Here is a 13,812-nt window from a genome sequence, read left to right on the forward strand (position 1 = left end):
GATCAGACCCGGAACTGTGAAAGCAGCCGCTGTTGCAGCAGGCTGGCCTGATGCAGTGACGAGGCGAGTTGCAGACACTCCTGCGCCTCCTGTTCACCAGTTTTGGCCTGCAGGCTGATCCCCGAGACTTTGTCAGAGGAGTGGCTGAGGGTGTGTGACAGCTGCCCGGTGGCGACGGCCACCTGCTGCACCATATCGGCCAGCTGATCGATGGCACCCTGTACCTTGAACAGAATTTGCTTGGTGTTCTCGGAGTCTTGCATACCCGCTTCCACCGTCTTGAGATTGCGCTGCATCATCAGGTAGGCGGTCTCGGTTTGCTGCTGGATGCTGCTAATCACCTGGCTAATCTCGGCACTGGAGGCCGCTGTGCGGTTGGCCAGGGTGCGCACCTCGTCAGCAACAACCGCAAAGCCCCGTCCCATTTCCCCTGCTCGGGCCGCCTCAATCGCGGCATTAAGTGCCAGCAGATTGGTTTGCTCCGAGATACCGCTGATGGTGGAGATGATCTGGCCGATCTGCCCCGCCTGCTCCTTGAGGGAATTGATCGCGATAGCGCACTCGCTCACCTCCTGTACCACACGCTGCATGCCTGCGCTGGCAGAGGCGACATACTGGCTGCTCTCGGTGGTCAGCTGGCGCACTTCATTGGCATTTTGAGCGGCTATGCTGCAGTTATCCGAGATACCGGTGGCAACCTGCACCATTTCTTCACTGTCATGGTGCAGCGCCAGCGCGTGTTCGGCGGTCTGGCGGCTGCTCTGGCTGATGGCCTCCACCCGATTGACCGAGGTATGGACATGCTCGCTGATATGCTGGTTGTTGTGCATCGTCGAGCTGATCATCTTCTGCAGCTTCTCGATAAAGCGATCCACGCTATTGGCGAGCGATCCGATCTCATCATCCCGCTTCAGGTTGATGCGCACGTTGAGATCGCCATCGCCTGCGGCTATATCCTCCATGCGTTTATTTACCTGGAGCAGTGGGGTTACAAGCTTGCGGGTCAGCCAGAAGCCACACAGGGTGACGATGACGAGGCTGAATACAAGGCCAGCCAGGATCAGAGTGTTGGTCTGGCCGATGATGCCATTGAGCTGGATAATCTGATCTTCCACGGTGGCATCGCCTTTTGCCTCGACATCGACCAGTTGTTGCGCTAGTCGATCTGCGCTTTGCTCATAGGTCGCCTGTTGTGTCTGATAACTGGCGAGGGCCGCAAGCCAGCTGCCCAGCAACTGTTTGTGGCGGGCCTGCAGCTCGCGGTATTGGCTCGACAGCGTATGACCGCCGAATTCTCCGCTGCCCTGTGCATCGAACATTCCAGTGGCCAGCATCCGGCTGGCGGCACTCTCATAAAATGTGATTGCCTCTTCCAGCTCCTTTTTGATGGCATCCGAGATTCCGAGTCTACGCATCTTTTCCATGGCGTAGAGTTGACGCAAGAAGCCGATATTGGCCTCCATACCGCCATCGGCAGCCTCCCATCGTGTTTCCAGACCGCCATTCCAGCTAATGGGTTGGTCAGGCGATTGCGTCAGGCCTTCCACGGCCTCATCACCGATGACCTCCATCTGTTCCGAGAGGCGGGCCAGTCGATCGGCATTATCGCGCAAGGATTGATCCACATCGGTATAGCTGCGATAGAGCGCCAACAAGGCATCTTGCTGCTGTCGATAGTCCTGCTGCTGCTGCTGCATGATCTTGACTGCGGAAGGGTCGATGAGTTGCCCGTTGGCCACCCGCGTCAGTGCATCATCGGTTGCAGCCTTGGCTGAATTCAGCTTGCCATTATCGAGCGGGATCCCGTTGAGCATCTTCTGGATTTGCAGTTGCTGGTGGCCCAGTTCGATGGAGCCTTCCATGGCGCCATCTGCAGTTTGCCAGGCTGCCCCCAATACATAGGAGAGCAGATTGGCCAGTCGCTGGCTGCCGTACCAGCCGACGATCCCCATGCCCAGCGTGCAGCCAAGCAATATGGTGAGGCCCAGATTTGAGGTCGTAACAATCTTCATGTGATGGCCTTCCTTGGTGTGTTGCACTATCAGGTGCCGAATAAGTCTAATCAGACAACGCCATGTTTGCCAAAGATGCGGAGTCGGCTACCGGTTATCCCGTGCCTGAAAAAGCACAGGATCAAGCATGGTGGATCTTGCATAAAATGCTTCTCCGATGAGCGGCCACCGATAGGGCAATGCTGGATACTTATCCAGTTATTCTTTATGCTATGAGCCAATTTGCGAATTGCTGTACTGGTGAGGAGAGAGCCGTGATTGGTCGCTTGAGAGGCATTGTCATTGAAAAGCAGCCCCCCGAGGTTTTGCTGGAAGTGGGTGGCGTTGGCTACGAGGTGCAGATGCCAATGAGCTGTTTCTATGATTTGCCGGAAATCGGCAAGGAGGCGACCATCCACACCCATTTTGTGGTGCGTGAGGATGCCCAGCTGCTCTATGGTTTCAACCACAAGCAGGAGCGGGCCCTGTTCCGCGAGCTGATCAAGACCAACGGGGTCGGCCCCAAGCTGGCGCTGGCGATTCTCTCCGGTATGACAGCCAGTCAGTTTGTCATCTGTGTCGAGCGTGAAGAGATAAGCTCACTGGTCAAGCTGCCAGGGGTAGGCAAGAAGACGGCCGAACGGCTGGTGGTGGAGATGAAGGATCGCCTCAAGGGATGGGTCAGCCATGATCTCTTCTCTCCGGCAGCAGTCACCTTGCCATCTCGCGAGCCGGAACTGCGAGCACCGGATGCAGCGGAAGAGGCGGCCAGTGCCCTAGTGGCACTCGGTTACAAGCCGCAACAGGCGAGCCAGATCGTCAGCAAGATCGCCAAAGATGGCATGTCGGTGGAAGATATCATCCGCGAATCCCTGCGTAGTCTGGTGTGAGGTAGCAGATGATTGAAGCAGATCGTCTCATTTCGTCCAGTGCCGCCCGCGAGGACGACATTATCGACCGTGCCATCCGCCCCAAAAAACTGGCGGACTATACCGGTCAGGATGCCGTTTGCGAGCAGATGGAGATCTTTATCGAGGCGGCGCGGCTGCGGGGGGAGGCTCTCGATCACCTGCTGATCTTCGGCCCGCCGGGTCTGGGCAAGACCACCCTCGCCAACATCGTTGCCAACGAGATGGGGGTCAACATCAAGACTACCTCTGGCCCCGTATTGGAGAAAGCGGGTGATCTGGCTGCATTGCTCACCAACCTCGAACCACACGATGTGCTCTTTATCGACGAGATCCACCGCCTCAGCCCGGTGGTGGAAGAGGTGCTCTATCCGGCGATGGAGGATTACCAGCTCGATATCATGATCGGGGAGGGGCCGGCGGCCCGCTCCATCAAGCTCGATCTGCCCCCATTTACCCTGATCGGTGCTACCACCCGGGCTGGCTCTCTCACCAGCCCGCTGCGGGATCGCTTTGGTATCGTTCAGCGCCTCGAGTTCTACAACGTCAAGGATCTCACCGATATCGTCTCCCGCAGTGCTCGCTGTCTGGGGCTCGACATGACAGAAGATGGTGCCATTGAGGTCGCTCGTCGCTCTCGCGGCACGCCGCGGATTGCTAACCGCTTGTTAAGACGGGTGCGCGACTTTGCCCAGGTCAAATCCGATGGCCGGATCGATGGCCCCATCGCCGCACGGGCGATGGACATGCTGGACGTCGATAACGAGGGGTTTGATTTTATGGACCGCAAGTTATTGTTGGCTGTCATAGACAAGTTTATGGGGGGGCCGGTGGGTCTCGATAACCTGGCGGCGGCAATCGGTGAAGAGAAAGATACGATTGAGGATGTACTGGAGCCCTATCTGATCCAGCAGGGCTATCTGCAACGTACCCCAAGAGGGCGGATAGCGACTACGCGGGCATATGCTCATTTCGGCCTTCAGCGGCCTGATGAGAAGTAAGAAAACAGCTGCTTGAGTAAAAAACCGCCATATAAGGCGGTTTTTTGTTATCCGGGCAAAAAAAAGCCCACGGCGGATGCGGTGGGCAAAGACAATTCAGGATGGATGTTCACAGACAGTGAGTGCGTCTGGACACAGACCGGAAAATAAACAGGTGAGCCGTCGCGAGCTCTCAGAGTCGGTTCAGTTGATAGAGCTGAACAAAGGAAAGCTTGTAGTAACGGATGGTTTTAGCAACAAACTTTTTCATCTTCGATTCCAATAGTCAGGTTCAAAATGATGGTCGAATACGTACCGTGAACCCCGATTAACCGGCCTGTATCCAAGGGTATGCCCTCACTGCGAGGCGCATTGTAGGAGTTCGAATCGGCGTGGGCAAACAAGAAAAATTGCACCGTTCAGATTAGTTTATCTAATTTATTTTTCGACTGGTTTGGCTCGCATGAGTATGCATTTTTAGCAGTATTAAATTGAGTTTTTCAGAGCGGGAGTCAGTTGCGAATAACATAAGAAAAAGAAGCTTGGCTCCATTTTTCAAATTAAATGAAGGCATTGTTGGTTAAATAATTAAATTGATTTAAATCAATAAATTACCGTTTTTGTTATTCTGTGATCTGACTCATGTCATCAGACGTTAAATAGTTTAAAAATGCCTTTTGCGGTCATCTTTTGCGGGTGCTTTTACATTGATTTCAATCAAATAAAGGTGATATAAAACCACAGTCATCATGGGCGAGAATAAATTCCAGCTGGTTGTTTTATAAATGTTAAACATTAGCTTTCTTTGTTCTCAGTTATTGCCTTGTTGTTAATGCTGGTTGTTAGTAATGGGGTTTTGTTGTGAGTGCTCATGGCGGGACCCATTTGATGGCCATCAACGGAAGCTTTGTGCTTAAAACTTAAAATAGCCGTGCCAATAATCGGTGAGGAAACATCATGATTGCTGAGCATGTGGTCGACCTATCGCGGTTCCAGTTCGCTGCGACGGCCCTTTATCACTTCTTGTTTGTCCCCCTGACGCTGGGAATGACCTTCATTCTCGCGATCATGGAATCTGTCTATGTTATGACCAACAACCCCATCTACAAGGACATGACCAAGTTCTGGGGTAAGTTGTTCGCCATTAACTTCGCCCTCGGGGTAACGACCGGTTTGACCATGGAGTTCCAGTTCGGAACCAACTGGGCTTACTACTCCCACTATGTTGGCGATATCTTCGGTGCCCCGCTGGCTATCGAAGGTCTGATGGCTTTCTTCCTTGAATCTACTTTCGTCGGCATGTTCTTCTTTGGTTGGGATCGCCTGAGCAAGCATCAACACCTGGTTGCGACCTGGTTGATGGCGCTGGGTACCAACCTCTCCGCCCTCTGGATCCTGGTTGCCAACGGCTGGATGCAGAACCCGGTTGGTGCCGAGTTCAACTTCGAATCCATGCGGATGGAGATGGTGAGCTTCGCAGACCTGGTGTTCAACCCGGTTGCTCAGGTCAAGTTCGTCCACACCGTAGCGGCTGGCTATACCTGTGGCGCCATGTTCGTGCTGGGCATCTCCTCCTACTACCTGCTGAAGAATCGTGATGTGGCTTTTGCCCGTCGCTCCTTCGCCATCGCTGCCGCTTTCGGTATGGCTTCCATCCTCTCCGTACTGGTGCTGGGTGACGAGTCAGGTTACGAGACCGGTGAAGTGCAGAAGGTGAAACTGGCTGCCATCGAAGCCGAGTGGGAAACTGAGCCTGCTCCGGCTGCCTTCACCCTGTTCGGTATTCCGAATCAGGAAGAGATGCGCACCGACTACGCCATCAAGATCCCCTATGCCATGGGCATCATCGCGACTCGTTCCCTTGATACTCAGGTCACCGGTCTCAAGGATCTGAAGAGCGAGCACGAACTGCGCGTTCGCAACGGTATGACCGCTTACGATCTGCTGACCAAGCTGCAGTCTGGTGACAAGTCTGACGAAACCCGTGCCCGCTTCGATGAAGTGAAGCAGGATCTGGGTTACGGTCTGCTGCTCAAGCGTTACACCAGCAACGTGACCGACGCTACCGACGAGCAGATCAAGGCCGCCGTGGATGACTCCATCCCGCAGGTACTGCCGCTGTTCTTCGCTTTCCGCATCATGGTTGCCGTCGGCATGCTGATGCTGGTGCTGATCGGTATGGCCTTCTATGACAGTGCCCGTCACCAGATCGGCCAGCGCAAGTGGCTGCTCAAGGGCCTGCTGTGGGGTATTCCGCTGCCGTGGATCGCTATCGAAGCTGGCTGGTTCGTTGCCGAATATGGTCGTCAGCCCTGGACCATTGCCGAAGTGCTGCCGACCTCGGTCTCCGCTTCCAATGTGCCTGCCGCTGAAATCTGGTTCTCTCTGATCGGTATCTGCCTGTTCTACACAGTGCTGCTGGTGATCGAGATGTACCTGATGTTCAAGTTTGCCCGCCTCGGCCCAAGCAGCCTGAAGACCGGCAAGTATCACTTTGAACAGCTCAAGGCATAAGGAGAGTGACCATGTTTGATTACGAAACTCTGCGTGTCATCTGGTGGGTACTGGTCGGCGTGCTGCTGATTGGCTTCGCCATCACTGACGGCTTCGACATGGGGGTGGGCGCACTGCTCCCCTTCGTCGGCAAGAAAGATATCGAGCGTCGCGTCATGATCAACTCCATTGCCCCCCACTGGGACGGCAACCAGGTGTGGCTGATCACTGCGGGTGGTGCTCTGTTCGCAGCCTGGCCGCTGGTTTACGCAACTGCGTTTTCCGGCTTCTATGTGGCGATGATCCTGACCCTGATGGCGCTCTTCTTCCGTCCGGTCGGTTTTGACTACCGTTCCAAGCTGGAGAGCCCGAGATGGCGCAACAACTGGGACTGGTGCCTGTTCATCGGTGGTGCGGTTCCGCCCATCGTGTTCGGCGTCGCCTTCGGTAACCTGCTGCAGGGCGTGCCGTTCGAATTCAACCAGTTCCTGATGTCCACCTATCACGGCAACTTCTTCGGCCTGCTCAACCCGTTCGGCCTGCTGGCCGGTATCGTCAGCCTCAGCATGTTCCTGGCTCAGGGCGCGACCTGGCTGATGATGAAGACCGAAGGCGAAGTGCTGGCGCGCTCCCGTACCGCCGCCATCGGCAGCTCGCTGCTGCTGCTGGTACTGTTCGCGGTGGCTGGCTGGTGGGTTAGCGGCATGGAAGGCTATGTCATCGTCAAGGCTGCGGCCAACGATGCTGTCTCCAACCCGCTGGGCAAGGAAGTTGTGCTGCAGGCTGGCGCCTGGATGAACAACTACAGCCTCTACCCGTGGATGATTGCCGCGCCGGTACTGGGTCTCTCCATGAGCCTGCTGACTGCACTGTTCGCCATGCTGAACAAAGGTTGGGTGGCGTTTACTACCTCCTCCCTGGCGATGGCTGGCGTGATCCTGACTGCCGGTTTCTCCATGTTCCCGTTCGTGATGCCCTCAAGCCTCGAGCCGTCACAGAGCCTGACCATGTGGGATACCACTGCCTCTTTCAACACCCTGCAGGTGATGACAGTGGCCGCAGCTATCTTCGTACCGATTGTGCTGGGTTACACCATCTGGACCTACATCAAGATGTTTGGCCGGGTGACCAACAAGCACATCGAAGATAACCAACATTCGGCCTACTAAGAGGAGCCCTGATAATGTGGTATTTCACCTGGATCCTGGGTCTGCTGCTGGCCTGTGCATTTGGCATCATCAATGCGCTGTGGTTGGAACATACCGAGAACATGGATCGTCAGATCGATGAGGATAAGTGATCGACTGGCCAGGCTGGCGGCTCCACTGGAGCGCCAGCCATGGCAAGGGTTGATGTTGCTCGCGGCGGCCTTGTTGGCCGTCGCTATTTTGCAGGCCCCCAATCTGATAGCAGCCAACACCAGCAGCCACGGCCACTGGTTGTCGTTCTGGCTGATGTGGGCAGTCTGCTGCGGCATCCTGAACGGACTCGGCTTTCATCTGAAAAGCGTGTTCGGGCGGATCCTGTTTAACCCTTGGCTCGCCTGGCCCAGTTTGTTGTATGGCCTTTGGCTGACACATTCATATTTCCTCTCATAAAAAACAGGGGGAGGCAGGATTTCCCTGCTTCCCCCTGCTTCTTTCCTATTCAGCCCTGCGCTATGATAGCCCCCCATCTGACTGTCGAATGGATCACAGATTGTTATGGGGGAAGTCCATGAGTTTCCGGTGCGTGTCTATTACGAGGACACCGACGCCGGGGGCATCGTCTACAACGCCAATTATCTCAAGTTTATGGAACGTGCTCGCACCGAGTTCCTTCGTGCCAAAGGGGTCGAACAGGACCTCTTGCTGCAGGAGGGATATGCCTTCGTCGTGAGTCGAACAGAGATCGATTTCCGCTCGGCGGCCCGTTTTAATGAACTTTTGAATGTGTTAACGCAAGTGACTGAAGTGAAACGCGCATCCATGCGTTTTTCACAGCAGATCCTGGCGGCTGATGGACGACTGGTCACTCAGGCCATGGTACAGATAGCCTGTGTCAGTCATCCGCAAATGAAACCTGTTGCAATACCTGTAAATGTGAAGGGAGTGCTGTAAGTGCACGCTGAAATTTCGTTTATTGGCCTGTTTTGGCAAGCCAGCCTGTTGGTAAAACTGGTCATGATGACCCTGATGAGCATGTCGATTGTCTCCTGGGCGCTGATTATCCAGCGCTCCAAGGCGATCAAGGCTGCCAATATCGCATCTGAGCAGTTTGAAGATCGCTTCTGGTCCGGGGTTGATCTCAATCGCCTCTATCAGGAGTCCTCTTCCCGCCGCGATGACATCGAAGGCATGGAAGATATCTTCTACTCCGGCTTCAAGGAGTATGCCCGCTTGCTGAAGGCCGGCGCCCGCGGTCAGGATGCGGTGATGGACGGTACCTACCGTGCCATGCGCGTCTCCCTCTCCCGAGCTGTGGACGATCTGGAATCCAACCTGCCCATCCTGGCGACCATCGGCTCCATCAGTCCCTATATCGGCCTGTTCGGTACCGTATGGGGGATCATGAACGCCTTTATCGCCCTGGGTCAGGTACAGCAGGCGACCCTGCAGATGGTAGCCCCCGGTATCGCGGAAGCGCTGATCGCTACCGCCATGGGTCTGTTTGCCGCCATCCCGGCCGTTATCTTCTACAACCGCTTCTCCAACAAGGTGGAAAAGCTGGAGAACGCCTACGCCAACTTCATGGACGAGTTCACCACCATTCTGAACCGTCAAATTGCACAGCAGCAGGGTGATCAGTAATGCAAACCTATCAGCGGATCCGGCGCAAGAAGGTGGCCGAGATCAACGTGGTTCCCTATATCGACGTCATGCTGGTGCTGCTTATCATCTTCATGGCGGTAACGCCGGTGATCACCCAGGGGGTCAAGGTTGACCTGCCGCAGGCGGAATCCGAGCAGTTGCCGGAAGATGCCAAGCCGCCCTTCATCGTCAGCGTCAACACTGATGGCGAATATGTCATAAAGGCTGGCGAAGCCGAGGATGAGCCGGTACCAAGCGGCACGCCCGAAGCGATGCAGCAGTACATCACCGAGAAAGCCATGGGCTATCTGGCCATCAACCAGAACGCTCCCGTGGTGGTGGCCGGTGACAAGTCGGTGCGCTACGAAGAGGTGATCCTGTTGATGGTGGCCCTCAAGAAAGCCGGTGTTCCTCAGGTTGGCCTGATGACTGATCCGGTGAATTGACGGAGATGGATGTGAAGCGTGGTATTTCCGGTTATCTCATCGCATCGTTTCTGCTGCACCTGATCATCGGCATCATCCTGTTTGTCGGTCTCGACTTCAGCAAGCCGAAGCGGCCCGAGTCGCAGGGGCAGATCGTCAATGCGGTGATGCTGGATAGCGAATTCCTGGCCCAGCAGGCGCAGCAGATCCAGCAGCAGAAGGCTCAGCCCAAGGCTGCACAGCAACAGCAGAAGAAAAAGGAAGAGGCGGAAGAGGCCAAGCGCGAGCTGGCCGAGCAGCAGGAGCGCCTGCGTATTGCCGAGACCAAGCGCAAGCAGGCCGAAGAGGCGACCCGCAAGGCCGAAGCCGAAAAGCAGAAGAAAGAGGCTGAGCAGAAGCAGGCGGAAGAGAAGGCCCAGAAAGCCGAGGAAGCCCGCAAGCTGGAAGAGCAAAAAGCCAAGAAGGCAGAAGCCGAGAAGAAAGCGGCGGAAGATGCCAAGGCGCTCGCGCTGAAGAAAAAGAAAGAGCTCGAGAAAAAACAGGCGGAAGAGAAAGCCAAGGCTGAAGAGGCCAAGGCCAAGAAAGCGGAAGCCGAGAAGAAGGCCAAAGCCGAAGCTGAGAAAAAAGCCAAGGCAGAAGCCGAGAAGAAAGCCAAAGCCGAGGCCGAGAAGAAGGCCAAGGAAGAGGCTGATAAAAAGGCAAAAGCTGACGCAGAGAAAAAAGCCAAAGCCGAAGCCGAGAAGAAGGCCAAGGCGGATGCCGAGCGCAAGCGCAAGGCAGAAGAGGCCAAGCTGCAGAAAGAGATGGAAGCCATGATGGAGCAGCAGATGGCGGCTGAAGCCAATGCGCGCAGTCAGGCTGCATCGGCGGCAGCCAAGGGTGAAGTCGACAAATATGCGGCACTCATCAAGGCCACTGTTGAGCGTTATATGATTTTGGATCCCACCATGCGGGGCAAAACATGTACTATCGGCGTACGTCTTGCGAGCAGTGGCTTTGTCATTTCGGTGGATAACGGCCAGGGTGACCCGGCGGTATGTCGTTCCGGTAAAGCGGCCGTATTGAAGGCCAACCAGTTGCCGGTGCCGAAGGATCCTGCGGCATTCGAGATGTTGAAGGAATTTAACCTCAAATTGGAACCGAGTATTTAAGCCATGATCAGAAAAGTGTTTTTTGCTTTGGTTGGTTGTTTGCTGCTGGGCCAGAGTGCCCATGCGGCTCTGGATATCGTCATCACTGGCGGCATTGACAGCGCCCGTCCCGTCGCCGTTGCCCCTTTCAAGTGGGAAGGCAATGGCCAGCTGCCGCAGGATATCGCGGAAGTGGTCTCCAACGACCTGATGCGCAGCGGCAAGTTCAAGCCGCTGGCGCGCAGCCAGATGCCGCAGACCCCGAGCAGCAGCAGCGAAATCAACTTCGCACCCTGGGCTGCCCAAGGGGTTGAGGCTGTGGTGGTAGGCTCCATCGCCGCCGTGGGGGACGGCACCTACAAGATCAACTTCGAGCTGGTCGATGTGCTCAAGGGCCAGTTGGCCAAGGCGCAGGGTGGCGAGAGCAACGGTTACATCCTGGATAGCCGCATGGCGACCATCCCGGGTGCCCAGATGCGTCAGTTCGCCCACCGTATCTCCGACATCGTCTATGAGCGTCTGACTGGCGAGCGTGGCGCCTTCCTGACTCGTCTGGCTTACGTTTCCGTACAGCAGGGGACCCAGTTCCCGTATCAGCTGCGGATCTCCGACTACGACGGTTACAACGAGAAGACTCTGCTGCGCTCCCGCGAGCCGCTGATGTCCCCAGCCTGGTCGCCGGATGGCAGCAAGCTGGCCTACGTGAGCTTCGAGAACCAGAAATCCGAGATTTACGTGCAGGATATCTACACTCAGCAGCGCAGCTTGATCACCAGCTTCCGTGGTATCAACGGTGCGCCGGAGTGGTCTCCTGATGGTCGTCGTCTGGCTATCGTTCTCTCCAAGGACGGGTCACCGAACCTCTATGTTGTTGATGTCGCTAGCAAGCAGTTGACCAGGGTCACCACCAGCCGGGTGATCGACACCGAACCCTCCTGGATGCCGGACGGGCAAAATTTGCTGTTCACCTCTGAACGTGGTGGCAAACCCCAGATTTATAGCGTAAATTTGGCGACTGGCATGACTCGCCGGATGACCTGGGAAGGTGAATCCAACCAGGGCGCATCCATCACACCTGATGGCAAGATCATGGTGATGGTGACCCGGGTTCAAGGGCAATACCGTATTGCCCGTCAGGATATGGACACCAATGCCCAGTTGGTCCTGACTCAGAGTGCACTGGACGAGTCCCCAAGTGTGGCTCCCAATGGCAGCATGATCATTTATGCCACCATCTATCAGGGTCGTAAGAGTCTTGCGTTGGTGTCGACTGATGGTCGCTTCAAGGCTGTGCTTCCGACCAGTAGCGGTGAAATTCGTGCACCAGCTTGGTCGCCCTTCTTGAATTGATAAAAATCCAATTGTTTTTTGTTTTGTTATAAAGGTTTAAGGAAATAGCATGCAACTCAATAAACTGCTCAAGGGTTTGGCCATCGCACTGCCACTGTTCACCCTGGCTGCTTGTAGCTCCTCTTCTGATTCAGGCTCTGCTGGTGCCGAATCAGGTATGACCGACGGCATGGGCGGTGTACAAACCGGTGGCGCCAACGGCATGTTGTCCCCGGAAGAGCAGATGCGTCAGAAGTTCGAAGCGCTGCAGCGCGACAACGTCATCTACTTCCCGTTTGACGGCTACGAAATCCAGGGTCAGTACGCTGATCTGCTGGATGCCCATGCCAGCTACCTGCGCGAGCGTCCGAGCGTGAAAGTACTGATCGAAGGCCACGCCGATGAGCGCGGTACTCCGGAGTACAACATCGCTCTGGGTGAGCGTCGTGCCAAGGCTGTTGCCAAGTATCTGCAAACCCTGGGTGTGCAGGCTGAGCAGCTCTCCATCGTCAGCTATGGCGAAGAGAAGCCGCTGGATCTGTCCCACACCGAGGAAGCCTTTGCCAAAAACCGCCGTGCGGTTCTGGTTTACTAAGGTTCTATACGGATGAATTTTGTGTATAAGCAAGCGGCCATTTCGATGGCCGTTTTATTTGCAGTCTCTGCCCACGCCGCGGCTCCGGTCAGCGATTTGGGGGGGGATTCCGGCGGCGTTGTCCTTAATGGCAACAACGGCGCCATCGTGCCCACCGGTAGCCTCGAAGATCGGGTTGCCCTGCTGGAGCGCACCCTGAACGCCCGTCTGCGACTGCAAGCTGACTTGCAGCAGCAGGTCGACTCCCTGCAAGGGGAGGTCTCCGAGCTGCGCGGTCAGCTGGAGCAGCAGACCTACCAGATGGAGCAGTCGCAAGAGCGTCAGCGTCAGCTCTACCAGGAGCTGGACAAGGTGAGCAGCCAGCAGCAGGCCGCTGCTCCGGCCGCCGCCGCACCAGCTGCCGCCACAGCCGCCAATCCGGCCCCGGCCGTCAACTACTCGACCAATCAGGACGAGAATCAGGCCTACGACGCTGCTGTGAACATGGTGCTCAAAGAGAAGAACTACGACAAAGCCATTCCGGCTTTCCAGGGCTTCATCAAGCAGTACCCCAGTTCAAGCTATGTCCCCAATGCACACTACTGGCTGGGCCAGCTGCTGTTCAACAAGGGTGACCGAGCCGGTGCTGCCGCCCAGTTCTCTACCGTCGCCAACAAGTACAGCAAGTCGCCCAAGCGCGCCGATGCCCTGCTGAAGCTGGGGATGCTGTCACAGCTGGATGGCAAGAAGGCCGAGGCGAAAGCCTTCTACGAGCAGGTGATCAAGGGTTACCCCAACACCTCTCCGGCACAGCTGGCGAAGCAGAGCCTGAGCAAGCTGTAACATTGCCGTATGTCACTGTTTTCGTAACGGTACTGTAAAAACAGCCTGCATTTGTACGCACAGTGAGCAAACGGATTTAAATTACGAATTTTCTGTTGCACCGGAAATTTAAATCCGTAATATAGGCCGCCGTCAGAGCCGAAGCAGTAATGCAGTCGGTACTGGTCGTGGTGAGGGTCGTTAGCTCAGTCGGTAGAGCAGTTGACTTTTAATCAATTGGTCGCTGGTTCGAATCCAGCACGACCCACCATTTTCTCCACTAGGTGGAGACAGAATTCCCAGGTCGTTTAGCTCAGCTGGGAGAGCACCTCCCTTACAAGGAGGGGGTCACTGGTTCGATCCCAGTAACG

14 protein-coding genes and 1 tRNA gene are annotated in these 13,812 nt (G+C 55.8%); 14 read left to right on the plus strand and 1 reads right to left on the minus strand.

Annotated elements, in window-relative coordinates; genetic code table 11:
• Window positions 1-2 precede the first annotated feature (2 nt).
• Window positions 3-2,012, minus strand: coding sequence for a methyl-accepting chemotaxis protein (locus tag NOM67_RS12500; RefSeq protein WP_255937511.1), 2,010 nt, complete (start codon window positions 2,010-2,012; stop codon window positions 3-5).
• Between the two features lie 254 nt (window positions 2,013-2,266).
• Here NOM67_RS12500 and ruvA point away from each other — a divergent pair, with 254 nt between their 5' ends.
• From ruvA to NOM67_RS12570, 14 genes are all read left to right on the plus strand, one after another.
• Window positions 2,267-2,881 carry a Holliday junction branch migration protein RuvA gene (gene ruvA / locus NOM67_RS12505; protein ID WP_041209185.1) on the plus strand — a complete coding sequence of 205 codons (615 nt, stop codon included), beginning with the start codon at window positions 2,267-2,269 and terminating at the stop codon, window positions 2,879-2,881.
• Between the two features lie 8 nt (window positions 2,882-2,889).
• Window positions 2,890-3,900, plus strand: a complete 1,011-nt coding sequence (ruvB, locus tag NOM67_RS12510; RefSeq protein ID WP_255937512.1) for a Holliday junction branch migration DNA helicase RuvB — start codon at window positions 2,890-2,892, stop codon at window positions 3,898-3,900.
• Window positions 3,901-4,836: 936 nt separating this feature from the next.
• Window positions 4,837-6,393 (plus strand): cytochrome ubiquinol oxidase subunit I, encoded by a 1,557-nt coding sequence (locus tag NOM67_RS12515; protein WP_041209184.1) that lies wholly within the window; start codon window positions 4,837-4,839, stop codon window positions 6,391-6,393.
• Window positions 6,394-6,404: 11 nt separating this feature from the next.
• Window positions 6,405-7,541 (plus strand): cytochrome d ubiquinol oxidase subunit II, encoded by a 1,137-nt coding sequence (gene cydB, locus NOM67_RS12520; RefSeq protein ID WP_041209183.1) that lies wholly within the window; start codon window positions 6,405-6,407, stop codon window positions 7,539-7,541.
• A gap of 14 nt (window positions 7,542-7,555) precedes the next feature.
• Entirely contained in the window at window positions 7,556-7,672 is a 117-nt protein-coding gene (gene cydX / locus NOM67_RS12525) for a cytochrome bd-I oxidase subunit CydX (protein WP_026456928.1), read from the plus strand.
• The gene (locus tag NOM67_RS12530) at window positions 7,659-7,970 is read left to right on the plus strand and encodes a cyd operon YbgE family protein (RefSeq protein WP_041209182.1); all 312 of its coding nucleotides are present in this window, start codon (window positions 7,659-7,661) and stop codon (window positions 7,968-7,970) included. Before cydX ends, NOM67_RS12530 begins: the two co-directional genes overlap by 14 nt.
• Window positions 7,971-8,075: 105 nt before the next feature.
• The gene (gene ybgC / locus NOM67_RS12535; RefSeq protein ID WP_255937520.1) at window positions 8,076-8,471 is read left to right on the plus strand and encodes a tol-pal system-associated acyl-CoA thioesterase; all 396 of its coding nucleotides are present in this window, start codon (window positions 8,076-8,078) and stop codon (window positions 8,469-8,471) included.
• 12 nt (window positions 8,472-8,483) lie between these two features.
• On the plus strand, window positions 8,484-9,161 hold the full coding sequence (tolQ, locus tag NOM67_RS12540; RefSeq protein WP_215803751.1) for a protein TolQ: 678 nt from the start codon (window positions 8,484-8,486) through the stop codon (window positions 9,159-9,161).
• Window positions 9,161-9,607: a protein TolR gene (tolR, locus tag NOM67_RS12545; RefSeq protein ID WP_033113513.1), complete on the plus strand. Its 447-nt coding sequence runs from the start codon at window positions 9,161-9,163 to the stop codon at window positions 9,605-9,607. The genes tolQ and tolR overlap by 1 nt, the downstream gene beginning before the upstream one ends.
• Before the next feature lie 5 nt (window positions 9,608-9,612).
• On the plus strand, window positions 9,613-10,737 hold the full coding sequence (gene tolA / locus NOM67_RS12550) for a cell envelope integrity protein TolA (protein ID WP_041209180.1): 1,125 nt from the start codon (window positions 9,613-9,615) through the stop codon (window positions 10,735-10,737).
• A 3-nt stretch (window positions 10,738-10,740) separates the two neighbouring features.
• On the plus strand, window positions 10,741-12,066 hold the full coding sequence (gene tolB, locus NOM67_RS12555) for a Tol-Pal system beta propeller repeat protein TolB (RefSeq protein WP_041209179.1): 1,326 nt from the start codon (window positions 10,741-10,743) through the stop codon (window positions 12,064-12,066).
• Between the two features lie 49 nt (window positions 12,067-12,115).
• Entirely contained in the window at window positions 12,116-12,640 is a 525-nt protein-coding gene (gene pal, locus NOM67_RS12560; protein ID WP_033113510.1) for a peptidoglycan-associated lipoprotein Pal, read from the plus strand.
• 12 nt (window positions 12,641-12,652) lie between these two features.
• Window positions 12,653-13,462: a tol-pal system protein YbgF gene (gene ybgF / locus NOM67_RS12565; RefSeq protein WP_041209178.1), complete on the plus strand. Its 810-nt coding sequence runs from the start codon at window positions 12,653-12,655 to the stop codon at window positions 13,460-13,462.
• A 174-nt stretch (window positions 13,463-13,636) separates the two neighbouring features.
• A tRNA-Lys gene (locus tag NOM67_RS12570) sits at window positions 13,637-13,712 on the plus strand.
• The last annotated feature ends 100 nt before the right edge of the window (window positions 13,713-13,812 follow it).

The organism is Aeromonas sp. SG16 (assembly GCF_024436135.1).
In the GTDB taxonomy this organism is placed as follows: domain Bacteria; phylum Pseudomonadota; class Gammaproteobacteria; order Enterobacterales; family Aeromonadaceae; genus Aeromonas; species Aeromonas jandaei.